At 66.8% G+C, this 23378-nt stretch carries 18 protein-coding genes; 9 read left to right on the top strand and 9 right to left on the bottom strand.

Annotation, left to right across the window (positions count from 1 at the left end; genetic code table 11):
- The coding region (locus ILP92_RS12535; protein ID WP_198916733.1) for a pentapeptide repeat-containing protein at positions 1–406 on the top strand (406 nt) is incomplete at its 5' end.
- 104 nt (positions 407–510) lie between these two features.
- Complete coding sequence (gene serS, locus ILP92_RS12530; RefSeq protein WP_198916732.1) at positions 511–1776, top strand: serine--tRNA ligase; 1266 nt, start codon at positions 511–513, stop codon at positions 1774–1776.
- Between the two features lie 51 nt (positions 1777–1827).
- Here serS and ILP92_RS12525 read toward each other — a convergent pair whose 3' ends face one another.
- The gene (locus ILP92_RS12525) at positions 1828–3054 is read right to left on the bottom strand and encodes a hypothetical protein (RefSeq protein WP_198916731.1); all 1227 of its coding nucleotides are present in this window, start codon (positions 3052–3054) and stop codon (positions 1828–1830) included.
- Between the two features lie 251 nt (positions 3055–3305).
- Here ILP92_RS12525 and ILP92_RS18860 point away from each other — a divergent pair, with 251 nt between their 5' ends.
- Positions 3306–3737: a DUF2383 domain-containing protein gene (locus ILP92_RS18860; RefSeq protein WP_198916730.1), complete on the top strand. Its 432-nt coding sequence runs from the start codon at positions 3306–3308 to the stop codon at positions 3735–3737.
- 84 nt (positions 3738–3821) lie between these two features.
- A complete protein-coding gene (locus ILP92_RS12515) occupies positions 3822–4505 on the top strand; it encodes a TspO-related membrane protein (protein ID WP_198916729.1) in 684 nt (227 codons plus the stop codon).
- An 8-nt stretch (positions 4506–4513) separates the two neighbouring features.
- Here ILP92_RS12515 and der read toward each other — a convergent pair whose 3' ends face one another.
- The 3 genes from der to ILP92_RS12500 are packed head-to-tail and all read right to left on the bottom strand — an operon-like array spanning position 4514 to position 8007.
- A complete protein-coding gene (gene der, locus ILP92_RS12510; protein ID WP_198916728.1) occupies positions 4514–5974 on the bottom strand; it encodes a ribosome biogenesis GTPase Der in 1461 nt (486 codons plus the stop codon).
- A 47-nt stretch (positions 5975–6021) separates the two neighbouring features.
- Positions 6022–7329 (bottom strand): PQQ-like beta-propeller repeat protein, encoded by a 1308-nt coding sequence (locus ILP92_RS12505; RefSeq protein WP_198916727.1) that lies wholly within the window; start codon positions 7327–7329, stop codon positions 6022–6024.
- 24 nt (positions 7330–7353) lie between these two features.
- Positions 7354–8007, bottom strand: coding sequence for a hypothetical protein (locus ILP92_RS12500; RefSeq protein WP_198916726.1), 654 nt, complete (start codon positions 8005–8007; stop codon positions 7354–7356).
- 229 nt (positions 8008–8236) lie between these two features.
- Here ILP92_RS12500 and ILP92_RS12495 point away from each other — a divergent pair, with 229 nt between their 5' ends.
- Both ILP92_RS12495 and ILP92_RS12490 read left to right on the top strand, forming a co-directional pair.
- A complete protein-coding gene (locus ILP92_RS12495) occupies positions 8237–9454 on the top strand; it encodes an efflux RND transporter periplasmic adaptor subunit (RefSeq protein WP_198916725.1) in 1218 nt (405 codons plus the stop codon).
- Positions 9451–13197, top strand: a complete 3747-nt coding sequence (locus tag ILP92_RS12490; RefSeq protein ID WP_198916724.1) for an efflux RND transporter permease subunit — start codon at positions 9451–9453, stop codon at positions 13195–13197. The genes ILP92_RS12495 and ILP92_RS12490 overlap by 4 nt, the downstream gene beginning before the upstream one ends.
- 4 nt (positions 13198–13201) lie before the next feature.
- Here ILP92_RS12490 and ILP92_RS12485 read toward each other — a convergent pair whose 3' ends face one another.
- Both ILP92_RS12485 and ILP92_RS12480 read right to left on the bottom strand, forming a co-directional pair.
- Positions 13202–15025: an ABCB family ABC transporter ATP-binding protein/permease gene (locus ILP92_RS12485; RefSeq protein ID WP_198916723.1), complete on the bottom strand. Its 1824-nt coding sequence runs from the start codon at positions 15023–15025 to the stop codon at positions 13202–13204.
- 111 nt (positions 15026–15136) lie between these two features.
- A complete protein-coding gene (locus tag ILP92_RS12480; RefSeq protein ID WP_198916722.1) occupies positions 15137–16282 on the bottom strand; it encodes a LysM peptidoglycan-binding domain-containing protein in 1146 nt (381 codons plus the stop codon).
- 88 nt (positions 16283–16370) lie between these two features.
- Between ILP92_RS12480 and ILP92_RS12475 the strand changes: the two genes are divergently transcribed.
- A complete protein-coding gene (locus ILP92_RS12475; RefSeq protein ID WP_198916721.1) occupies positions 16371–16952 on the top strand; it encodes an LOG family protein in 582 nt (193 codons plus the stop codon).
- Here ILP92_RS12475 and rarD read toward each other — a convergent pair.
- The gene (gene rarD / locus ILP92_RS12470) at positions 16874–17782 is read right to left on the bottom strand and encodes an EamA family transporter RarD (RefSeq protein ID WP_214650038.1); all 909 of its coding nucleotides are present in this window, start codon (positions 17780–17782) and stop codon (positions 16874–16876) included. The two genes, ILP92_RS12475 and rarD, sit on opposite strands and share 79 nt — an antisense overlap.
- 7 nt (positions 17783–17789) lie before the next feature.
- Positions 17790–19970, bottom strand: coding sequence for a divergent polysaccharide deacetylase family protein (locus tag ILP92_RS12465; RefSeq protein ID WP_198916720.1), 2181 nt, complete (start codon positions 19968–19970; stop codon positions 17790–17792).
- 158 nt (positions 19971–20128) lie between these two features.
- Between ILP92_RS12465 and ILP92_RS12460 the strand changes: the two genes are divergently transcribed.
- The gene (locus tag ILP92_RS12460; protein WP_198916719.1) at positions 20129–20710 is read left to right on the top strand and encodes an anthranilate synthase component II; all 582 of its coding nucleotides are present in this window, start codon (positions 20129–20131) and stop codon (positions 20708–20710) included.
- Entirely contained in the window at positions 20707–21723 is a 1017-nt protein-coding gene (trpD, locus tag ILP92_RS12455) for an anthranilate phosphoribosyltransferase (RefSeq protein ID WP_198916718.1), read from the top strand. The genes ILP92_RS12460 and trpD overlap by 4 nt, the downstream gene beginning before the upstream one ends.
- 10 nt (positions 21724–21733) lie before the next feature.
- Here the strand turns inward: trpD and ILP92_RS12450 are convergent, their stop codons facing one another.
- Entirely contained in the window at positions 21734–23317 is a 1584-nt protein-coding gene (locus ILP92_RS12450; RefSeq protein ID WP_198916717.1) for an NAD(P)H-hydrate dehydratase, read from the bottom strand.
- Positions 23318–23378 lie beyond the last annotated feature (61 nt).

The raw sequence follows: 23378 nt of genomic DNA, 5'->3' as shown, positions 1-23378 counted from the left end.
CCTCTACGGGGCGCATCTGGAGGGGGCGGACCTCTCCGGGACGCATCTGGAGTGGGCGAACCTCTCCGGGACGCATCTGGAGGGGGCGGACCTCGGCGGGACGCATCTGGAGGGGGCGGACCTCGGCGGGGCGTATCTTGACGGAGAAATATCCTTCGCTCCGGCTATTCTACGAGGTGCCGGAGCGAGGGATATTAATCTAGAACATATCCAATGCGAAACTTTCACGGAAGCCTTCGGCGATGCCAGCGTCACCCTGCCCGATGGCTATGCCGCGGGCGAAGGCAAGCTGTCGCACTGGAGCCCCGAGAAACTCGATTGGGAAAATTTTTACGAAGCCTGGCGCAAATGGCAGGCTGAACAACACCCCGACCTCCTGCCGCCCTACTATACCGCCGAGGACTGACTCCCAGCTTCATTTTTCCACAAATACCTGACCCGGCGCCTGCCACCCTTCCCCCCGCCCCGATCCTGTTGCATATCCCCCGCAGACCCATCCCGGAGGCCCCCATGCACGACATCCGCCTGATCCGCGACGACCCCGCAGGTTTCGACGCCGCCATGGCCCGGCGGGGGCTCGACAACGCCTCCACCCCCATCCTGGCCCTGGACGACGCCCGCCGCGCCGCCATCCATGCGGCCGAGACCGCCAAGGCCGCCCAGAACGCGGCCAGCAAGCAGGTGGGCGCCGCCAAGGCCGCGGGCGACGAGGCCGAGTTCGAACGCCTGCGCGCCGAGGTCGCCGCCACCAAGGCCCGCATCGCGGATGCCGAGGCCGAGGCCAAGGACCTGGACGCCCAGCTCACCAACATGCTCATGGGCCTGCCCAACATCCTGGCCCAGGACGTGCCCGACGGCGCGGACGACTCCGACAACGTCGAGATCAAGCGCCACGGCACGCCGCCCAGCTTCGACTTTCCCCCGCTCGAGCACTACCAGATCCCCGCCGCAAGCGGCATCGATTTTGAGACCGCCGCCAAGCTGTCGGGCGCCCGGTTCGCGGTCCTGTCCGGACCCGTCGCCCGCCTGCACCGGGCGCTCGCGCAGTTCATGCTGGACCACCACGTCACGCAGAACGGCCTGACCGAAACGATGACCCCCGTGCTGGTCCGCGACGAGGCGATGCTGGGCACCGGCCAGCTGCCCAAGTTCGCCGATGACAGCTACCGCACCACCAACGGCTGGTGGCTGATCCCCACGGCCGAGGTGACGCTGACCAACATCGTCGCGGGCCACGTGGTCGACGAGGATTACCTGCCCCGCCGCTACGTCGCCCACACGCTGTGCTTCCGGTCCGAGGCGGGTAGCGCGGGCAAGGACACCGCGGGCATGCTGCGCCAGCACCAGTTCGAGAAGGTAGAGATGGTGTCGGTCACCCACCCCGATGCGTCCGAGGACGAACAAATGCGCATGCTGGGCTGCGCCGAGGGCGTGCTCGAGGCGCTGGATCTGCCCTACCGCACGGTGAAGCTCTGCTCGGGCGACACAGGGTTCGGCGCGCGGCGGACCTTCGATATCGAGGTCTGGCTGCCCGGCCAGGACACCTATCGCGAGATCAGTTCCGTCTCGACCACCGGCGACTTCCAGGCCCGCCGCATGAACGCCCGCTTCAAGCCCGCGGGCGGCGGCAAGCCGCAATTCGTGCATACCTTGAACGGCAGCGGCCTCGCCGTGGGCCGCACCCTGATCGCGGTGCTGGAGAACTACCAGCAGGCCGACGGCAGCGTGGTGGTGCCGGAGGTGCTGCGCCGGTATATGGGCAAACAGGAATTGTAGGACCTAGGCGTTGCAACGTCTCGCCGGGCGTCCGTCGACCGCCGTACGGCGTTAAAGTTCCGGCGATACGTCTGGAACAGAGCTATCGTACTTCTCCACCATCTCAAGCTTGATGTCGCGATCCTTGATAACATTCTCTAACTCAAGGCGGATATCTCTGGCGGCAACATTATAACTTCTCAGTCTGTCGTTTCTTCCAACCGAATAAGAAATTGCCAAGATCGCTTCACAGGTTGCGCCACGCTCAACTTGATTCAGCATATCGGACGCATTTGCATATTCTTCGCGTGACGGTGTGCTCATCCCGAAGTTCCCGCGTATGCCATCGCAGCGAATATCGGAAACCTTCGCGTCCTTGATAGGATATTCCAGAACCTTGAAACGCTGAGCACCCATGCCTCCAGCGCCCACGACATAAGAACTCTCTCTTATCGGCTGACCATACTTTTCCGTTACAGCCTCAATAAGCCCTGCTTCTGTCGGCATTTTCTCCGGATCGTTCGAACTAACAGTTCTTTCGACACGGTAGGCGATCTGACCGCTGTGCCAGTGGGTCGGATAAATCGAGACAACTTTCTTTACCCCCGGTGTCTTGTTATCATAGACACTCGTTATCGTGTACTCTTGCCGCACCCCGACAGGATTGCGCCCGCCACGTGCAGCCCATTGCCAAGTTTCAGGTTTCTTTTTTTCATCCGCCACTGATAGCGTAGTCAAAAAATCGTAGCCTAGAGGGATGGAGTTGATATCTAAGTTTAATCCAGCAAACGAGGAACCTTCGGCGGGTTGACGAGATTCGACCAAGCTCTCGCTTGGCGAATCTTCAACGCTTGTCTCGCCTTCCGAGGATGTGATGTCACCGGAAGGCAATATCCCGATCTTCTGAATGAGAAACGCCGCGCAACTGTCGTCAGATATCTTGCCCGAAATTTTACGACCTTCGCTGACGAACTTGCCTTCGAAACCTACCATACGATAGCCCCGCGGTTTATCGATCCAGCGACGAGGGGTAGCGACTATAGCGCCGTTCTCGATCTGATAGTCGAGTTCGAATGAGCCCATGATCGGGCTACGCCCACGTCGGCTCTGGTAGAAGGCGAAAGTCGCTGTCTCTGTCCCGGTGTCGATCTTCACATCGACATCACGCAATCCGCCGCAGCTGTAGTGACCCTCCCACAGCTCAACGTTTTCTTGTGCCAAACAAACACCAGCAGAAAAGCAAAATCCGACAACGATAGACAACTTCCGCATAACACATCCCTGGTCGTAGTTCCTCATGAGGATGTTTCCATGGGGGATCGTATGGCGCAAGTGAAGGTTCAATATTTGCCCGTTATCTACGTCTTGGCAATCGGGCGTTGCATAAAAACGCCGCTTTCAAATGTAGGACATCCAGTAAATATTCTGCGACCTACTGTATCACCCGCAAACCAACCTCCGCCTCCTGCGGTGTCCCTCGGAATGCCTCCACTGGGGCCCCAAACTTCGAAAGGACATCCAATGGCCAGGAAGATCGAATTGCTGAAAATATGCATAAAAGCCTGATCGAAAGGCACTACGGCTGCAAGAACGCGCTGGACGGCGTGCTGAACAACGAAATCGGTGACTTCCTGCGCAACGCCCATAACCAATGCTCCGCGTTTCCCGATCGGCTGCACCAGACGATGGATCAAAACGGAATCGAGACCTCCGGAGGTGGCTCCACTGCCGCCTCCGCGCACCAAGCGCTGATGGATCTGCGCGAGGCGATCGGATCGGATCGGGCGGCGACGGCGTCTATGCCGGGGCCGCATGTGGCAAGGAACATCCAAATTCCGCCTATGACGACGCCATCGACGCGACCGGGGATGACCCGAAATACGACTTCCCGACCGAACAGCGCGCTAGGGTCGAAGCCGCATTCACGCAAGCGAAGTCCAAAGCCGCCTGACCACCGGCCCAGGGGTCGCGCTGTCTTCTGATGGACAAGCCCGCCCTGGCCCACACGCAGTGGGACTACGGCGTGAACCGCTTGCCATTTCCGGGCATTGCACCAGATGCTTCCCATGCCCCTCCTCACCCTCCTCTTCGCCATCGCCTTCTCGGCGGCTCCGTTCTTCGTCCCGTTCGACGGGTTCGACCCGGACCTCTACCCAGTGCCGCAGGACGATCCTCCGGTGCAGCCGGCGGGGTGGGCGTTCGCGATCTGGGGGCCGATCTACCTGTGGCTGGTCGCCAGCGCCGCCTACGGGGTCTGGAAGCGGCGGGACCATCCGGCTTGGGTCGCGCACAGGGGGCCGCTCTGCATCAGCCTGGCCGTGGGGGTCATCTGGCTGAGCGTCGCGCAGGTCTCGCCCGTCTGGGCCACCGTGCTGATCTGGGTCATGCTGGGCACCGCCATCGACGCCTACCTGAAATCGCCCGACGCCGACCTGGCGCTGGCCCGCGCGCCCATCGGCCTTTACGCGGGCTGGCTGACGGCGGCGTCGTCGGTGTCCATCGGCCTGCTCGCCGCGGGATACGGCCTGCTGGGCCCGGTGCCCGCCGCCTATCTGGCGCTGGTGATCGCGCTGACCATCGGGGCCGTCGTGCAATGGGCGCGTCCGTCGGTCACCTACCCCGCCGCCATCGCCTGGGCGCTGGTCGGCATCGCGGTGCAGAACGCGGGGCTGTTGCCGGGGCTGGTGATGATCGCGTCGGTCTCGGCGCTGATCCTGGCCACCTGGGGCGCGCGCAGCCTGCGCACCTGAGCGAGTGCTCAGGTGTCGGCGCGGCCCTTGCCCAGGTGCTTGCGCAGCCGCGAGGGCGTGGATTTCGTGCGGTTCTTGTAGGGGTTCGCATCCGATTGCGACCGCATGTACAGCCGGATCGGCGTGCCGGGCATGTGAAACGTGTCGCGCAACCCGTTGACCAAGTAGCGCGAATAGCTCGCGCCCATCTTCTCGGGGTTCGAGCACATGACCACGAAGCCGGGCGGCCGGGTCTTCGCCTGGGTCATGTAGCGCAGCTTGATCCGCCGCCCCGATGGCGCGGGCGGCGGGTGGGCTTCGACCATGCCCGAGAGCCACTGGTTCAGCTTGGCCGTCGTGACCCGCGTGTTCCAGACGTCATACGCGCGCTCGATGGCCTGCTGCAGCCGGTCCAGCCCCTTGCCCGTCAGCGCCGAGACGGTGACCAGCGGCACGCCACGCAGCTGCGGCAGAAGGCGCGCGCATTCCTCGCGCAGCATCTTCAGCTTTTCGGACTTGTCGTCCTCGGCATCCCACTTGTTGACCGCGATCACGACCGCGCGGCCCTCGCGCTCGGCCAGGTCGGCGATGCGCAGGTCCTGCTGCTCGAACGGGATCGCGGCATCCAGCAGCACCACGACCACTTCGGCGAATTTCACGGCCCGCAAGCCGTCCGAGACGCTGAGTTTCTCAAGCTTCTCCTGCACCTTGGCCTTCTTGCGCATCCCCGCCGTGTCGAAGATCCGCACCGGCAGCCCGTTCCAATCCATCTGGACCGAGATCGCATCGCGGGTGATGCCCGCCTCGGGGCCCGTCAGCAGCCTGTCTTCGCCCAGCAGCTTGTTGATCAGCGTGGACTTTCCGGCATTAGGCCGCCCCACGACCGCCACCTGCAGCGGCTTGTCGGGCGTCGGCACGCGGATGTCGTCGTCGCCGTCCTCGTCGTCGACGCTGACATCCGTTTCGGGTGTATCGGTGCGGTCACGCTCGGAAAACTGCTCGGACAGCGGCAACAGCTGCGCGTAGAGATCGTTCAGCCCCTCGCCATGCTCGGCCGACAGGCGGATCGGCTCGCCCAGTCCCAGGGAATAGGCCTCGATCACGCCGCCATCGGCCGCGCGGCCTTCGGACTTGTTGGCCGCGACGATCACGTTGCGCCCGCGCTTGCGCAGGATATCGGCCACCGCTTCGTCCACCGGGGTGACACCGACCCGCGCGTCGATCATGAACACGCAGACATCGGCCATGTCCACCGCGCGCTCGGTCAGTTTGCGCATGCGACCCTGCAGTGTATCGTCCGTGGCCTCTTCCAGGCCGGCGGTGTCGATCACGGTGAAGCGCAGATCGCCCAGCCGCGCAGCACCTTCGCGCAGGTCGCGCGTCACGCCGGGCTGGTCATCCACCAGCGCCAGGCGCTTGCCGACAAGGCGGTTGAACAGGGTCGATTTGCCCACATTGGGGCGTCCGACAATGGCAAGCGTGAAGCTCATTTGAACAGGTCCGATTGAAGCCTAAGGCGCGGGCCTTACACCCGCGCTCAGCGGAAGGCCAGCAATTGACCGTCCGACGATACCACGTAAAGCGTCTGTCCCGCGATCACGGGGTTGGTCGCGGCGCCGCCCGGAAGCGGCACGGATCCGACCAGGGCACCGGACTCGGGCGCGAAGGCGCGCAGCTGGCCGTCGCCCGACGCAACCCAAAGCCTGCCGCCCGCCAAAACGGGGCCGTAATGGGCGAAGACGCCCTGACGGCGCTTGGGGGCGTCGCGCTTGAAGAACGGCATGGGCGTGCCCCAGATCCGCGATCCCGTTGCCGCGTCGAGCCGCACAAGTTCCGACAGGTCCGACACCGCGAAGACCGACCCGCCCGCCACGACGACGGGCGACATGGCACCCTCGCGCGCGGACCAGAGCGTATCGCCCGAGGCCAGTGACACCGCGTTCGTCCGGCCCGAGGGGCTGCCCGCATAGACCACGCCGTCGCGGATCACCGGATCGCCCGAGATATCGGTGATCGACGCATAGACCTGGCCCAGCCGGGTGCCCGCAACGTCCGCAACCCAAAGCCGGGTGCCGCCACTGCGCAGGACACCGGCAAGTTCGCGGCTGGCGAAGGGGAAGACGACCGTATCGCCGGATACGGCGGGGGCCGCGCCGCCGACAACGCCCGAGGGGCTTGGTGTGCCGTCCTCGGTCCATTCGACCCGGCCCGTCGCCGCGTCAAGCGCCCAGCCGGTGGCGTCGCGTCCGACGATGAAGACGCGGCCGCCCGCGACCGTGGGCGCGCCCGCGGCGGCGGCGCCAAGCTCCTGGGTCCACAGGATCCGGCCCGTGGCGGCGTCGAGCGCGTGCAAATCGCCGAAGCCGGTGCCCACGAAAAGCCGCCCGTCGGCATAGGCCAGCCCGGCGCCCGAGGCATCGTCGGGATCTTCGCCCGCGCGGGTCACGTCGCGGGACCAGAGCGCACCGCCATTGGTGCCGTGGGCCATCACGCGCGCGCGGCTGTCCACGGTGAAGACTCGACCGTCGGCAACGACCGGATCGGCGCTGATGCGGTGCTTGCGACCGTCGCCTTGCCCGATGGGCGCGGCGAAGATCAGCCGGGGCGTTGCGGACAAGGCGGCGTGGGGGATCGTGTGCGACGGGTCGGACGCGCGGTGGGTCCAGGACGCCAGCGCCTGCGCGGCGGGCAGCGAGATCGGAGCCGAACGGTCCGTCTCGCCCACAGACGGGGCGTCGAGATCGGCGCGCAGGTCCAGACGCTCGCCTGACAGGACCAGCTGGCGCTCACCACAGGCCACCAGGGCGAGCACGCAGATGCCGATCAGAAGGCCGTTCTTACCCATCGCGTCGATCCCCGTGCTTCCTGCTCACGCCGCGTCCAGCGTCCCGCCCAGCGCCACAATCAACTGCCGCGCGCGTTGACGCAAGTCCCGTGTCGCAACGTCTTCCCCCAGGATCGTCTGCAAAAGTGCAAGCGCTTCGTCGGTGTCGCCCGCGCGCTGGTGCGCGATGGCCTGCTGCTCGATGGCCAGAAGCCGGTAGGGCGCCCCGGGTATGGTCAGCGGCTCGAGCCGGTCCAGCACATCCTGCGGTGCGTCCGTCGTCTGGGCGATCATCGCTGCCTTCAGCACCGCCAGTTCGCGGTAGATCTGCGGCAGGCTGGCGTCGCTGGCCACGGCATCGAGCGCGTCGCGGGTTTCGGCCACGGCCGCGTCCCCTTCCAGCCGGTCGGCCGCGAGCATGGCAACCAGTGCGCGGCGGGTGCCGTCGGCGTCGATTTCCATCAGCGCGGTGCGCCGGACCTCGGGCGAGTTCTCGGCAAGCGCCGCCAGTAACGCGTCTCCGAAGGCTTGCGCCTCGGCCCGCTGCTGGGCGCGCTGATATTCGACCACCGCGGCGCCGCCCACCAGCACGACCACGGCCAGGATGGCAATCCAGCCATAGCGCCGCAGCAGGCCATACAGGCGGTCGCGGCGCACCTCTTCGCTGACTTCGTCGATGAAACTGTCGGTATTGCTCACGGGCGGGCCTCCGGGCGTCGGTCTGGTCCGGGGCGTCTTACCGCGCGGACCGTTCCGTGCCAAGGGCGCGAATTTTGGCGCATACCTGGGCGGAGTGTCGCGAATCCCGCGACAAAACGGCATCTAAACCGATTAGTTCATTAATGCCCCTTCCCATATACTCCCGTCGCTCCTATTTCGCTACAAACAAGCCATCCCTGCTCGTTCCAACCGGCGAAAGCGCTTTGCCATGCGACTGTTCTCGATCCTCACCGCCCTGATCGTGGCCGGATGCTTGTATCTGCTGGTCTTCGAGCGCGAGGCCGTGCTCGGCTTCGCGGGCGCCGACGCAGTGGTGGGCTCCGAAGGCGAAGAAACCGTGGATCTCGATGCCGAACGGATCTCGGTCGTGGCGATCCGCTCGGAGGCACAGATGATCGACACGGCTGTCGTGACCCGCGGCCGGACCGAGGCCGAGCGCCAGGTCGAGGTCCGCGCCGAAACCAGCGGCAAGATCGTGTCCAGTCCGTTGCGCAAGGGCGCATTCATAGATGCGGGCGAGCTTCTATGCGAGCTCGACCCGGGAACGCGCCAGATCCAGCTTTTGGAAGCAGAGGCTCGGCTGGCCGAGGCCCGCTCGCGCCTGCCCGAGGCGAAGGCCCGCGTTGCCGAGGCCGAGGCCGCGCTGAACGAAGCGCGGATCAACCAGAACGCGTCGCTCAATCTCAGCCGGGATGGGTTTGCATCCGACTCGCGCGTGGCCCAATCCGAAGCTGCCGTGGAATCTGCGCTGGCCGCCGTCGAGGCGGCAAAAGCGGGCGAGCAAGCGGCAAGTTCTGGCGTCCAGTCCGCACAAGCCGCGGTCGCCGCGGCCGAAACCGAACTTGAGCGGCTGAAGATCACCGCGCCGTTTGCAGGCCTGCTTGAAGCCGACACCGCCGAGCTTGGCGCGCTTCTGCAGCCGGGATCGCTCTGCGCCACCATCCTGCAGCTCGACCCGATCCGGCTGGTGGGTTTCGTGCCCGAAACGTCCGTCGATCGCATCGAAGTGGGCGCGCGGGCGGGCGCGCGGCTCGCCACCGGGCAAGAGGTCGAGGGCCGCGTCAGCTTCCTGTCGCGCTCGGCCGATCCGCAGACCCGCACCTTCCGCGTCGATGTCGAAGCGCCGAACCCGTCCCTGGACATCCGTGACGGCCAGACCGCCGAGATCATGATCCAAAGCGACGGGCGCAGTGCACATCTGCTGCCGCAATCCGCGCTGACCCTGAACGACGAAGGCGATCTGGGCGTGCGGCTTGCCACCGAAGACAACACCGCGCTGTTCGCCCCCGTGCGCGTCATCCGCGACTCGGTCGAAGGCGTCTATGTGGACGGGCTCGACGACGAAGTGCGCGTGATCGTGCTGGGCCAGGAATATGTGGGCGACGGCGCACCGCTGGATGTCACCTTGCGCGAGGACGGAACATGACCGGGATCGTCGACTGGGCCGCGAGCCATGCGCGCATGGTGCTGGCCTTCATCCTGCTGTCGCTGACGGTGGGCGGCATCACCTATGTCAGCCTGCCCAAGGAAGGCGAGCCCGACATCGAGATCCCGGCGCTGTTCGTGTCGGTGCCGTTTCCTGGCATCTCGGCCGAGGACAGCGAGCGGCTTCTGGTCAAGCCGATGGAGACCGAGCTCAGCGACCTCGACGGCTTGAAGAAGCTGACCGGCACCGCGTCCGAAGGCTACGCGGGCGTCGCCATGGAATTCGAGTTTGGCTGGGACAAGTCCAAGATCATGGCCGATGTCCGCGACGCCATGAACAACGCCGAGGCCAAGTTCCCCGACGGCGCCGAGCAATATTCCATTAACGAGATCAATTTCAGCGAATTCCCCATCATCATCGTGTCGCTGACGGGCGATCTGCCCGAGCGCACGCTTCTGCGCGTGGCCAAGGATCTGCAGGACCGGCTGGAAGGGCTCGAGCCCGTGCTGGAAGCCGCCCTGTCGGGCCAGCGCGACGAAATGGTGGAAGTTCTCATCGACCCGCTGCGGCTGGAATCCTACAACGTCACGGCCAACGAGCTGATCACCGTCGTCACCCGCAACAACCAGCTGATCGCAGCGGGCGAGGTCGAAACCGACACCGGCGCCTTCGCAGTGAAGATCCCGTCCTCCTTCGACACCCAGCAGGATATCTACGAGCTGCCGGTGAAGGTAAATGGCGACAGCGTCGTGACGCTGGGCGACCTGGCCGAGATCCGTCTGACCTTCGAGGACCGCGTGGGCACCGCGCGGTTCAACGGCGAAAAGACGGTGGCCCTGCAGGTCGTGAAGCGCAAGGGGTACAACCTGATCGACACCACCGCGCTGATCCGCGACGAGGTTGCAAAGGCAGAAGCCGGGTGGCCCCAGGATCTGCGCCAGGCGGTGGAAGTCACGACGTCGAACGACCAGTCCCGCCAGGTCGAATCCATGGTCACCCAGCTCGAAGGCTCGGTTCTGACGGCCGTGGCGCTGGTGATGATCGTGGTGCTGGGCGCGCTCGGCATTCGCTCGGCCTTCCTGGTCGGCTTCGCGATCCCCACGTCCTTCCTGCTGTGCTTCATCCTACTCGGGATCATGGGCATCAGCATTTCCAACATCGTCATGTTCGGCCTGATCCTGGCGGTGGGGATGCTGGTCGACGGCGCCATCGTGGTCGTGGAATACGCCGACCGCCGCATCGACGAAGGTGCCGGTCCCATGACAGCCTTCACCGAGGCCGCCAAGCGCATGTTCTGGCCCATCGTGTCGTCTACCGCGACGACGCTCTGCGCGTTCCTGCCCATGCTGTTCTGGCCGGGTGTTCCGGGCGAATTCATGGGAATGCTGCCCGTCACGCTGATCTTCGTGCTGTCGGCATCGCTGATCGTGGCGCTGATCTACCTGCCCGTCATGGGCGGCGTCGCCGGCCGGATGAGCCGCGCCTTCCATGGCGCGTCGGAATGGCTGCGCGCCGTCCTGCCCTGGTTCGCGCGCGCGGCGCTGGTGCCGGTGGCGGGATACACGATGTTCCTGGGCGCGATGCAGACGCTCAACAGCCGGTACCTGCTGGGCGATCTGCCGCTCCCCGGCCCGGTATCGTTCCTGCCCGGCGCGATCCTGCTGGTGCTGGGCGCCTTCGCGCTGGCGATCACCGTGGGCTCGGTCCGCTGGACCCCTCGCGAAAAGCGCATCCGCGCGGGCCGTCACCGCACGCCCTTCGGATGGGTCATGAAGATGATCGTGGGCAACCCGGTGATGCCCGTGGTGGCCATCGCCGCCGTCGCGGCCTTTGTGGTGGGTACTTTCAGCTATTACGGTGCCAACAACAACGGCGTGGAATTCTTCGTCGAATCCGAGCCCGAACAGGCGATCCTGTATGTTCGCGCGCGCGGCAACCTGTCATTGGCCGAAAAGGACGCGATCCTGCGGCAAGCCGAGGACATCACGCTGAACACCGTAGGCGTGCAATCGGCCTTCGCCTTCGCGGGTGACGGCGGGCTGAACAGCAATACCGGCGGCGCGGAAGCCCCGCTCGACACGATCGGACAGGTCCAGGTGGAACTGATCCCCTGGGACGAGCGCCCGGCCTTCGCACGGGCCAATGACGAGGTCACGCTGGAAGAGCTCGATGGCGACCTGGTGATGGCCAATCTCGAGGAGCAGCTGGCCACCCTTCCGGGTGTCGAGACCGAGATCCTGAACCTGTCGCGCGGCCCGGCCAGCGGCAAGCCCGTGCATCTGCGTCTGAGGGGCGCAAACTGGACCGACCTGCAGGAAGCGACGCGGGTGGCTCGCGCGAAGTTCGAGACCACGGCGGGACTGGTCGACATCGAAGACAGCCTGCCCCTTCCCGGCATCGACTGGGAAATCGAAGTCGATGTCGAGAAAGCCGGCCGCTACGGTGCCGACGTGGCAACCGTGGGCGGCATGGTGCAACTGGTGACGCGCGGACTGCTGCTGGACACCATGCGCGTCGACACCTCGGACGAGGAAATCGACATCCGCGTGCGCCTGCCGCGCGAAGACCGGGTGCTCAGCACGCTCGACTCGCTGAAGGTGCGCACCGAGGATGGGCTGATCCCGCTGTCGAACTTCACCACGCGCAAGCCGGTGAACTCGCTGGGCCAGATCGACCGGATCGGGCAGGAACGCTATTTCGACGTGAAGGCCGACGTGGCAGCGGGCCTGCAGAAACTGGTCGACGGCGATGGCGGCATCGCCGCGTTCCTGCGCCCCGCCGACATGGCGGGTGTCGCCGCCGACGCGCCGCGGATCACGCTCGACGGGGCCGAAATGGCAGTCACGTCCCTGCAGGGCGCGGGATCGGTGCAGGCACTGGTCGACGGCGTGGCGAACGGCAATCTCAGTGCCCAGCCGGTCAACCCGAACGAGCGGATCGCCGTTCTGACCGAATGGCTGGAACAGGGCGAAAGCCCCCTGCCCGCGGGTGTCGATTGGGAATGGACCGGCGACCAGGAAGACCAGGCCGAAAGCGGCGCGTTCCTGATGAAAGCCTTCGCGGGCGCGCTGGGGCTGATGTTCATCATCCTGCTGGCGCAGTTCAACTCGGTCTACAACGCCGTCCTGGTGCTGTTGGCCGTTGTCCTGTCCACCGCGGGCTGCCTGATCGGGATGCTGGTCATGGACCAGCCGTTCTCGATCATCATGACCGGCACGGGGATCGTCGCTCTGGCCGGGATCGTCGTGAACAACAATATCGTCCTGATCGATACCTACCAGGAATACGAAAAATACATGCCCCGGATCGAGGCGATCATCCGCACCGCCGAGGACCGCATCCGGCCCGTGCTGCTGACCACGATCACGACTATGGCGGGTCTCGCGCCGATGATGTTCGGCCTGAGCCTGGATTTTATCGCGGGCGGCTATTCCATCGACTCGCCCACCGCGCTCTGGTGGAAGCAGCTGGCCACGGCGGTCGTGTTCGGCCTGGGCATCGCGACGGTGCTGACACTGATCTTCACGCCGTCGCTGCTGGCGCTCAGGGTCTGGCTGTCGCGCGGCGCCTACCGCTCCATGCGCGGGCTGGCATCGCTCAGCACCAAGTCGGTGCGCGAGGATCTGCAACTGTCGCGCAAGGCCAGGAAGACGACCGGGCTCGAGCTGCTGTGGCAGACCGCAGACGACCCGGACCAGCCGCAGGACGAACGGCCCTTGCCCGAGCTGCGCGCCGCCGAATAGGGCGTCAGGCCGCCGCTTCTTCGGCCTGCTGGCGGTACCAGAGCGAGGCGTAGCGCCCGTCGCGCAGCAGCAGATCGTCATGGCGCCCGCGCTCGACGATCACGCCATCTTCCAGCACCACGATCTCGTCCGCGTCCGCGACGGTGGACAGGCGGTGCGCGATCACGACCGTCGTGCGGCCGCGGCCCAGCATCCGAAGGGCGGTCTGGATGTCGGCCTCGGTCTCGCTGTCAAGCGCGCTGGTGGCTTCGTCCAGCAGCAGGATCGGCGGGTTCTTCAGAAGCGTGCGCGCGATCCCCACACGCTGCTTCTCGCCGCCCGACAGCTTCAGCCCCCGCTCGCCCACTTGCGTCTCGTAGCCATGCGGAAGGCTCGCGACGAAATCATGGATCCGCGCGGCCCTCGCGGCGTCCTCGATCTCGGACCGCGTTGCATCGGGCCTTCCGTAGGCGATATTGTAAAGGATCGTGTCGTTGAACAGCACCGTGTCCTGCGGCACCACGCCGATGCGCGCGTGCAGGCTGTCCTGCGTCACGTCGCGCAGATCCTGCCCGTCGATGCGGACCGCGCCGTCGACCACGTCATAAAAGCGGAACAAAAGCCGACCGATGGTGGACTTGCCCGATCCCGATGCGCCCACGATCGCGGTCGTCGAGCCGCCCGGCACCGTCAGGCTGACCCCCTTCAGGATCGCGCGCTCTGGCTCGTAGCCGAACACCACATCGTCGAGCACGACTTCGCCGTCGGTCACCGTCAGATCCTTGGCGCGCGGCTTGTCCTGAACCTCGGGCGGCTGTTCCAGCAGACCGAACATCTGCGCCATGTCGATCAGCGCCTGGCGGATCTCGCGGTAAACCGTGCCCAAGAAGTTCAGCGGCATGGTGATCTGGATCATGTAGGCATTGACCAGCACAAAATCGCCCGTGGTCAAAGCGCCCGCCTGCACGCCCATGGCGGCCATGACCATGACCCCCACCAGCCCGCTGGTGATGATCAGCGACTGCCCGAAATTCAGAAACGCCAGCGAATAGGACGTCTTGAGCGCGGCGGCCACGTATTGCTCCATGGCGCGATCGTAGCGCTCGGCCTCGCGCCGCTCGGCACCGAAATACTTCACCGTCTCGAAGTTCAGCAGGCTGTCGATGGCCTTCTGATTGGCATCGGTATCCTGGGCGTTCATCTCGCGCCGGATCTTCACACGCCACTCGGTGACGACGAAGGTGAAGGTGACATAGGCGGCGATGGTGACGGCCACCAACACCAGGTACCAGATGTCGAACAGCACGGCCAGGATCACGGCGATCATCACCAGCTCCAACACCAGCGGCCCGATCGAGAACAGTAAGAATCGTAGCAGGAACTCGACGCCTTTCACGCCCCGCTCGACGATGCGCGACAGGCCCCCGGTCTTGCGCTGGATGTGGTAGCGCAGCGACATGCGGTGAATATGGGTGAACGTCTCGAGCGCCAGCGCCCGCAATGCGCGCTGGCCCACGGCCGCGAACACCACGTCGCGCAATTGCTGGAAGCCGACATTCATCGCGCGGCTGACCCCATAGGCCACGGTCAGCCCGACGGCTCCCGCGCCCAGCATCCAGGCGGCCTGCGTCCCCTCGCCCGCCAACGCGTCCACGGCCGCCTTGTAGAAGAACGGCGTGACCACGGCCACGAGCTTGGCCACGAACAGCGCCACCAGCGCGATCACCACGCGCCGCTTCACCCATGGCTGGTCGTCGGGCCAAAGATAGGGGGCAACCCGCGCGATGACGCTCAGGCCACTGGCCTCGGGCTCAGTGGGATCGGAGGGAAGAACGGTGCTGCGTCTCATCCGCCCAGCCTTAGGCAGCGCGCGCGGAATTGACCAGAACCCGCTGCTTCATCTTTCCTCAAATACCTCGGGGGTGCGGGGGCAGCGCCCCCGCTCCGACGCTCCCGCCCGTCATTCCGGCACCGTGAAGATCTGGCCCGGATAGATCAGGTCCGGATCGCGGATCTTGTCGGCATTGGCCTCGAAGACGCGGACGAACTTGAAGCCGTCGCCGTAATTCTCGTCGGCGATGCGCCAGAGCGTGAAGCCGGGCTGCACCGTGACCAAGGCTACCTCGTTGCCCTCCGCGTCGCGCGAGAGGCGCGCCAGGGCCGAGGGCTCTTCCGGACGAAAAGGCGTCTCGGCGCGGGCCAGCACGCTGCCATCGGGGCCGAGCGTGTCGACACGCAGCGTGTAGACCCGGCTGTCCAGCGGCGGCAGCGCGGCGCGCCACTGGCCATCGGGCGCGGCGGTGACGGCGTCCACGGGGCGGTTGTCGATATAGATCTGCACCGCGCCCGACGCACGGGATCGCCCGCCCAGCGACACCTCGCCGCTGTCGCCATAAGTGATCGTGTCGATGGAAAGTCGGTGAAGCGCGTCTGGCGCGCTAGTGCCCGACTGCACGATCGACAGACCCGCGGCCTCGCGTCGCAGAACCGTGGGCGTCACCGGGGCGGACGCCACCGCATCCCGTTCGGATGCCGATAGCTGGCCCACGTCTGCGTCGGCCCTCTCGCCCGCGCCTTCGGGATCGCCGGTGTCCTGTCGTGCGGCATCTGCCGGAAGCCCGGCTGGGGATCGCGGCTGGATGATGAACGTCTCGTCCGCGGCCCGCGCTGGCGCATCGGTGCTGTCGGGCGTGGCCAGCGACAGGACGCGGGGCGTGTCGTCCAGCGGGACGGCGAAGAGGCCGACGAAGTTGCCGCCCGCATCCGCCGTCCCGGTCGCGACGGGCGCGCCGTCAAGCTGCAATTCGACCTCCACCCCGGGCGCGGCCCTGCCCGCGACGATGGCGCTTCCCTCGGCATCGACCCGGACCAGGTCCACCGCGATTGCGGCGCCGTCCCGCGCTACCTCGGCACTTTGGTCCGCAGCATCCGCGTCTTCCGCGACCTCAGGCGGTGGAGCGACAGGGGCAAGCGCCATCGGGGCTTGTGGCAAGCGATCCACCGCCAGCACCAATCCCAGCAGCGCAAGGGCCACCAGCCCCGCGCCGCCCAGGATCCCTTGCCGCGTTCTGCTGCCCACCATCGATGCGTCCTCGGGTTCGGCCATGGCCGGTTTCCCCGTGCTTGCGCTCGGGTTCACGCAACCTTAGCAACGGGTTGTTGATGCGTCAAAATCCACTCTCGAAGGCCAAGCCATGTCCGTTGCCCCCGCCTTGTCCGTCTGTGTCTATTGCGGCTCGCGCGATGGTGGCGATCCTGAATACGCTGCTCAGGCCGAACGGCTGGGCGCAGGATTGGCGCAGCGCGGCTGGCAGTTGGTTTATGGCGCGGGCGACGTGGGGCTCATGGGACGGGTGGCCCGCGCGGCGCAGGCGGCGGGTGGGCGCACGATGGGCGTGATCCCGGTCCACCTGATGGACATGGAGGTGGGCAAACGGGATCTCGACAGCTTCGTCGTCACCGAGACCATGCACGAGCGCAAGAAGGTCATGTTCATGAACGCCGACGCGGTGCTGGTGCTGCCCGGCGGCGCGGGATCGCTGGACGAGCTGTTCGAGGTGCTGACCTGGCGCCAGCTCGGCCTGCACGACAAGACGATCCTGCTGGTCAACGTGAAGGGCTACTGGGATCCGCTGATCGCGCTGATCGAGCACGTGATCGCGCGCGGTTTCGCGGGGCAGAACATCCGCGATTTCGTTCAGGTGGTCGATGATGCCGACGCCGCCCTGGCCGCGCTTCGCGCCGCGTTCGACGCGCGCCACAGCGACACCGAGTAAAGCGCCACCGCGGCCCAGATCAGCGGGAAGGCCCATGCATGCGCGCGGGTGAAAGGCTCGGCCAGCCAGATCACGCCGCACAGGAATTGCAGCGTGGGGTTCAGGTAGCTCAGGATGCCCAGCGTGGCCGACGTGATCCGCCGCGCGGCCATCGAGAACAGGATCAGCGGCAGCGCGGTCATCGGCCCGGTGGCGAACAGCAGCGCCGCCTGCACCGTGCCCCCGTCCAGCCCCGCGCCGCCCCGCCAGCCGATCCAGGCCAGCGCGATGGGCAGCAGGCACAGCACCTCGACCAGCACGGTGACCTGCGCGGGCGCGTCGAGCCCGCGCTTCAGCGCTCCGTAGATGCCGAAGCTGATCGCCAGCGTCAGGCTGACCCAGGGCGCCGCCCCCAGCCCCGCGGCCAGCACGCTCACGCCCAGCGTCGCCAGTGCCACCGCGATCCATTGGACGGCGGTCGGTCGATCGCCGAACAGGAACCGACCGATCAGCACGGTGACCAGCGGGAAGATGTAATAGCCCAGCGACGCCTCGACCACGTGGCCCAACTGCACCGACAGGATGAAGACCAGCCAGTTGAGCGAGATCATCGCCGCCGCCACGGCCAGCAGACCCAGCGACCGGCGGTCGGCGATCAGACGGCGCAGCGTGCCGCCATGGCCCTGCGCCCAGACTACCAGGCCGAACAGAATCGACGCCCAAAGCGTGCGGTGGGCCAGGATATCCCAGGCGGACACCGCGTTCAGCAGGTCGTAAAAGAGCGGCGACAGGCCCCAGACCGTGCTGCAGCCCAGGATCGCCGCGACGCCGACGGCCTTGTCCGAGATCAAGACAGGCTCAGGGGCTGAGCGCGCGGATCGCGGCCGTCACGGGCGCAAGCTCAACGCTTTCGGCCCGGTTGCCCAGCCGCCATTCCATCAGCGCGCCGCGGGTCTCGGGGCGGTTGCGCCCCACCAGGATCACCGCGTTTTCCTGCCGGGCGCGGAAGGCCGCCTGGTCGAGGAACCGCTTGACCGCGCGCAGGTCCTGGCCTTCGCCGTCGATCTGGCGGAAGACCAGGCCCGCGGGCACGTTCTCGCGCGCGGCGATCTGCTGGGCGCGGTTCAGACCTTGCGCGAAGCTGACCAGTCCCAGCCCCGAGTCGCCGAGCCGCCCCACCAGCGTCTCGATCGCGGCGCGGTTGTCCTGCACGTCGCTGGAGGGATCCGGCAGAACCGCGACGGCACCGTCCACGGCCCCCAGGCTAGCCTGCAGGGCCTGCTCGATATCCTGAGCGGCGCCTCCCCGAGGCAGCGACGGGATCACCAGCACCTCGTAGCCTTGCGCGCGGTATTGCGCGGCACGGGCGGCGACCTTGGGCTGACCGGCATCGAGTGCGACGCTCAGCGCCAGCGGCAGGTCGATCATCGGCCCGCCGTAATCCAGTAGCACGACGGAAACGATCGGCAGGCCCGCGGGATTGTCGAAGGGCTGGCCGTAATCATCCATCGCCACGCCCGTCAGCGAAATCGCTGGCTGCGACGCGGCTTCGGGATCGGCGGTTTCGGGCGATGCGGGATCGGCGGTGTCGGGCGCAAGCGCGGCCGTCCGCTGCGATGCGGGGCTGTCGGGCGAGTTGGGGGTCCGGGATCCGGATTGGTCGGCCTGCCCGGCGCTGTCCCCGCTCTGCGCGGTCGCCGCCTGAAGGCGCCGTTCGATCAGGTTGCTCGAGCGACGCGTGCTAGCCGCGGCTTGCTCTTCGGTCTCGGCCTCGTCTTCTGCCGTCGCGTCCTCGCTCAGCAGCGCGTCTTCGGATGGCACGGATGGATCGGGCATGGGCGTTGTCGCATCGTCACCGGTATCGGCTTCAACAGTCTCGTCGCTGTCGGGCGCGGGCTCGATCGGCTCAATTTGCGCCAGGCGGTTGACCCGCACGCGGTCGCGTCCGGTTGGATCGGGAGCGCGCGTCTCGACCGCATCCGGCGCGTCGTCCTTGTCGGCGGGACGATCGCCGGACCGGATCGCAGTCTCGAGCGCCGAGCGTTCGGTGACACGGTCGCCGTCGATCAGGGCCGAGGGCGCGACCATCGCCTCGGAACCCTCGCCGCCGGTGATCTCGGTGGCCGGGGCACTCGCGCGCCGCGGTGCATCAGCCTGATCCGGGGCACTGTCCTGCTGGGGCGTTGCAGGGGGCAGACTTTCGGGAACCGGCAGGATGGGTGCATCGCCGTCCGGGGCGCCATCCGCCAAGACGTCGCTGTCGCCAGTCGGCTGATCCAGCGACGGGCTGGCCGCGACATCGACCGGCGGGGCGACGTCATCGCGCGGGGGCGCGGTATCGGCCACCGGGGCGATGGGCGCCGTGCCTTCGGCCAGCACGGGCGCGCGATCAGACCCCTCGGGACGGTCGGGCGCCACCCCGTCGGCGGGCGCCGCGGGACCGTCCACCTCTGCCGAGACGCTGGGCGATGCGGCATCGTCCGGCGCGGTGGTGTCGGAGGTTTCGGAGGTTTCGACCCGCGGCGCGGCATCCGTATCGGTGGCAGGCTCGCCGACCTCTGCTACAGCTGCAGTCCCTTCCATTTCCGACGGCACCGACGGCGCGTCCACGGGCGGCGCGGCCTCTTCAGCCACGGACTCCTGATCCGGTGCGGTGTCGGCAGCCTGGCCGTCGTCGCCAGCGGCTTCTGTGGTCTCACGGGCGCCGCCGTCCTCGGGCGCAGTCTCCGCCGTCGCCGGTCCCGTGTCGGTGTCGGTCGCCTCGGCGTCGGCAAACTCTATCTCCGGCACGACGTCTTCCGCGGCCATGTCCGTTTCCGGCGCAGCGACATCAGAAGTCCCGCTCGGCGCGTCGGCCTCTGCCTGATCCTGCTGATCCGACATCTCATCGGTCGGTTCGGCTGCGGTGGTGACGTCGACCGTCTCTCCGGCGATCATGCTGTCGGCCTGGTCTGAAGGCTCGAGGGTGATTGCCGTCTCGTCGAAAGTCTGCGAGCTGACCACGATCAGGCCTGCCGAAACCGCTAGGCCGGCCGCCAAGCCCTTGAGAAGTCCTTGCGCCAAATCCGCTCTCCATCGCCTCGGTCTTGAGGTGTCATCACGGCACCGCTTGACGCTTCACTGCGCCTTTGGGCATGTATAGCCCGGTCGCGCCGGGGGATCACCCCCCTTGTTTGCGTCCAATGAAAGGATCGCGCGTGCTTCTGCTCATCGACAATTACGACAGCTTCACCTGGAACCTCGTGCATTACCTGGGCGAGCTCGGTGCCGATGTCGAAGTGCACCGCAACGACGCGCTGAGCGTCGGCCAGGCCCTGTCGAAGCGCCCCGCGGGCATCGTGCTGTCGCCAGGCCCCTGCACCCCGAACGAGGCAGGCATCTGCATCGACATGGTTCACGCGGCCGCAGACCAGGGCATTCCGCTACTGGGGGTTTGCTTGGGCCACCAGGCAATCGGCCAGGCCTTTGGCGGCAAGGTGCAGCGCCACAGTGCCATCGTTCACGGCAAGGTGGATCAGATGCACCACGAAGGCGACAGTGTTTTCAAGGGCTTGCCGACACCGCTTTCGGCGACACGCTATCATTCGCTGGTGGTGGACCGCGCCACCCTGCCCGACTGCCTGCAGGTGACGGCGGAATTGCAGGACGGCACGATCATGGGGCTGGCGCACCGGACGCTGCCCATCCACGGGGTGCAGTTCCACCCCGAATCGATCCGCTCGGCCCATGGCCACGACATGCTGCGCAATTTCCTAGACCTGTGCGCAATCCCGGCATGAGTGACCTGAAGCCCCTGATCGCCGTTGCCGTCGATCGTCCCCTGACACGCTCCGAGGCCGAGACCGCCTTCGGTATCCTGTTCGACGGCGAGGCTACGCCCAGCCAGATCGGTGGGTTCCTGATGACGCTGAGAACCCGCGGCGAGTCGGCCGCCGAATACGCCGCCGCCGCGGCCACCATGCGCGCCCGCTGCAAACAGGTCCGCGCGCCCGAAGGGGCGATGGATATCGTGGGCACCGGTGGCGACGGCAAGGGGACGCTGAATATCTCGACCGCGACCGCCTTCGTGGTGGCCGGCGCGGGCGTACCAGTGGCCAAGCACGGCAACCGCAACCTGTCGTCGAAATCGGGCGCCGCGGACGCTATCGCGCAGCAGGGCATCGACGTGATGGTCGGCCCCGAGGTGGTCGAGCGCGCGCTGGCCGAGGTCGGCATCGGCTTCATGATGGCGCCCATGCACCACCCGGCCATGGCCCATGTGGGCCCGACCCGCGCCGAACTTGGCACGCGCACCATCTTCAACATCCTGGGCCCCCTGACCAACCCGGCGGGGGTGAAATACCAGCTGACCGGCGCGTTCTCGCCCGACGTTCTACGGCCCATGGCGGAAACGCTGAACGCCTTGGGATCCAAGCGGGCCTGGCTTGTCCACGGCGGCGACGGAACCGACGAAATCTCGATCGCTGCGGCCACGAAAGTGGTGAAGCTCGACGCCGGAGAGCTGACCGAGACCGAGATTTCGCCCGAAGACGCAGGCCTGCCCGTGCACCCCTTCGAGTCGATCCTGGGCGGAACGCCCGCCGAGAACGGCGCGGCCTTCCGCGCGCTGCTCGATGGTGCGGCGGGGGCGTATCGCGATGCGGTCCTGCTGAACGCGGCGGCGGCCCTGGTCGTCGCGGGGCGGGTGGAGGATCTGAAAAGCGGCGTCGAGCTGGCGCGCGACAGCATCGACTCGGGTGCCGCGCTGGCAAAGGTGCACGGCTTGGCGCGGGTGGCGCCCCTGAAGACCTGACGCGCGGACGCTAGGCGCCCAGGCTTGCGAGCACCCCAGGGATCAGGTCCGGCAGGTCTTCGGCGATCAGGCCCGCACCGAAGCGGTGCGCCGCTTCCGCGTGCAGCCAGGCCGCGTCGCAGGCGGCATCGAAGGGCGACAGGTCCCGCGCCAGCAATCCCACGATCAGTCCCGACAGCACATCCCCTGCCCCGGCCGTGGCGAGCCATGGCACCGCGTGCCCGTAAACGGCGGCATTGATTGCGACCCGGCCCGTCGGCGTGGCGATGACGGTTGCAGGCCCCTTCAGCAGCACCGTCGCACCGATCTCGGACGCCGCATCGCGCGCGGCGTCTATTTCGCTGTAGGTGGCCCCTTCCCCGGCCGGAGCGTCGAGCCGTTCGGAAATGTCCGGGAAAAGCCGTGCGAATTCGCCGCGATGGGGGGTCAGCACGCAGCGCTTGTGGACTTGGGCGCGCAGATCGTCGTCACGTGCGATCAGGCTCAGCGCATCGGCGTCAAGCACGGTCGGTCGGCCCGCATCGAGCATGACCCGCAAAAGCGCCGCTTCGTGGTCCGTCAGTCCCAGCCCCGGACCCAGGCCGAGCGCGGTGATCCGCATGTCCGCCAGGACCTGTTCCAGATCGGTGGCATCCGTCACCGCCCGAAGCATGATCGCGTTCAGCTGTGCCGCGTTCTCGGTCAGCGCCGCGGGCTCGCATCCCAGGGTCACCAGCCCCGCCCCCACGCGCAGCGCCGCGCGCGCGGCCATGCGGGCGGCGCCGCCCTTGCCCACGCCCCCGGACAGAACGAAGGCATGGCCGTGGTCGTATTTGTGCCCTTCCACCTTCGCGACGGCACCGCGTGCGGGCGGCCCGAGCGTGGGAAGCCCCGCATCGGTGTCGGCAAGGCCGATATCGACGATGCGGACCCTGCCGCAGAGCTCGGGCCCGACGCCCAGCACGTGACCCCGCTTCAGCTTGTGAAAGGTCACCGTCAGATGCGCGCGAAAGCGGCTGGCGGCACCCGAGGCGTGCGGAAAAACCTTGCCGCTGTCGGCGCAAAGGCTCGAAGGTACATCCAGGGCCACCACCTTCGGGATGGGCCACTTGAAGTTGCCCACGGGCCGCAGGCCATCCGGCGACAGGTCGACGAAATCTTCAAGGTTGAAAGCCAGCGTCTCGAGCCCTTCGAGCGGGCGCGAAAGCCCGATGCCGAACAGCGCGTCCACGACGATGTCGGCGGCGCCCTCGCCGCAGACCGGGCCGTCATAGGACGCGTCGAGGGGCTGGATCGCGTCGATCCGGAGCCACCGATCCAGATTGGCGCGCGCATCCCCGGTGACGCTTTCGGGATCGCCCAGAAGCCGCACCTCGACGTCCCAGCGACAGCCCGACAAAAGGCGCGCGACGACGAAACCGTCCCCGCCGTTGTTGCCGGGACCGCACAGAACGACGGCCCGCCGCCGCCCGTGCCTGAGCTCCGGCCATTCCTCGAGAATGGCGTCCACCACGCCCGCACCGGCGCGCTCCATCAGCTCGATGCCGGACATGCTGCCGCTTTCCATGGCAGCCATTTCGATTTCGCGCATCTCTGCGGCAGTCAGAAGACGCATGGGTTTTCCCCTTTCCCAAACCGATGCGAGATGATGCACGTTGCACATAAATTGAGCAGGC

Source organism: Palleronia pontilimi, from assembly GCF_016412875.1.
Lineage (GTDB): Bacteria > Pseudomonadota > Alphaproteobacteria > Rhodobacterales > Rhodobacteraceae > Palleronia > Palleronia pontilimi.
Note: the sequence above shows the minus strand (reverse complement) of the source record. Positions and strands in the feature narration are given on the sequence as shown.

Excerpts from the sequence above, each read along its gene's own strand:
- serS (WP_198916732.1), top strand. The coding sequence starts at position 511 with ATGCACGACATCCGCCTGATCCGCGACGACCCCGCAGGTTTCGACGCC.
- ILP92_RS12525 (WP_198916731.1), bottom strand. The coding sequence starts at position 3,054 with ATGAGGAACTACGACCAGGGATGTGTTATGCGGAAGTTGTCTATCGTT.
- ILP92_RS18860 (WP_198916730.1), top strand. The coding sequence starts at position 3,306 with ATGCATAAAAGCCTGATCGAAAGGCACTACGGCTGCAAGAACGCGCTG.
- ILP92_RS12515 (WP_198916729.1), top strand. The coding sequence starts at position 3,822 with ATGCCCCTCCTCACCCTCCTCTTCGCCATCGCCTTCTCGGCGGCTCCG.
- der (WP_198916728.1), bottom strand. The coding sequence starts at position 5,974 with ATGAGCTTCACGCTTGCCATTGTCGGACGCCCCAATGTGGGCAAATCG.
- ILP92_RS12505 (WP_198916727.1), bottom strand. The coding sequence starts at position 7,329 with ATGGGTAAGAACGGCCTTCTGATCGGCATCTGCGTGCTCGCCCTGGTG.
- ILP92_RS12495 (WP_198916725.1), top strand. The coding sequence starts at position 8,237 with ATGCGACTGTTCTCGATCCTCACCGCCCTGATCGTGGCCGGATGCTTG.
- ILP92_RS12490 (WP_198916724.1), top strand. The coding sequence starts at position 9,451 with ATGACCGGGATCGTCGACTGGGCCGCGAGCCATGCGCGCATGGTGCTG.
- ILP92_RS12485 (WP_198916723.1), bottom strand. The coding sequence starts at position 15,025 with ATGAGACGCAGCACCGTTCTTCCCTCCGATCCCACTGAGCCCGAGGCC.
- ILP92_RS12480 (WP_198916722.1), bottom strand. The coding sequence starts at position 16,282 with ATGGCCGAACCCGAGGACGCATCGATGGTGGGCAGCAGAACGCGGCAA.
- ILP92_RS12475 (WP_198916721.1), top strand. The coding sequence starts at position 16,371 with ATGTCCGTTGCCCCCGCCTTGTCCGTCTGTGTCTATTGCGGCTCGCGC.
- trpD (WP_198916718.1), top strand. The coding sequence starts at position 20,707 with ATGAGTGACCTGAAGCCCCTGATCGCCGTTGCCGTCGATCGTCCCCTG.
- ILP92_RS12450 (WP_198916717.1), bottom strand. The coding sequence starts at position 23,317 with ATGCGTCTTCTGACTGCCGCAGAGATGCGCGAAATCGAAATGGCTGCC.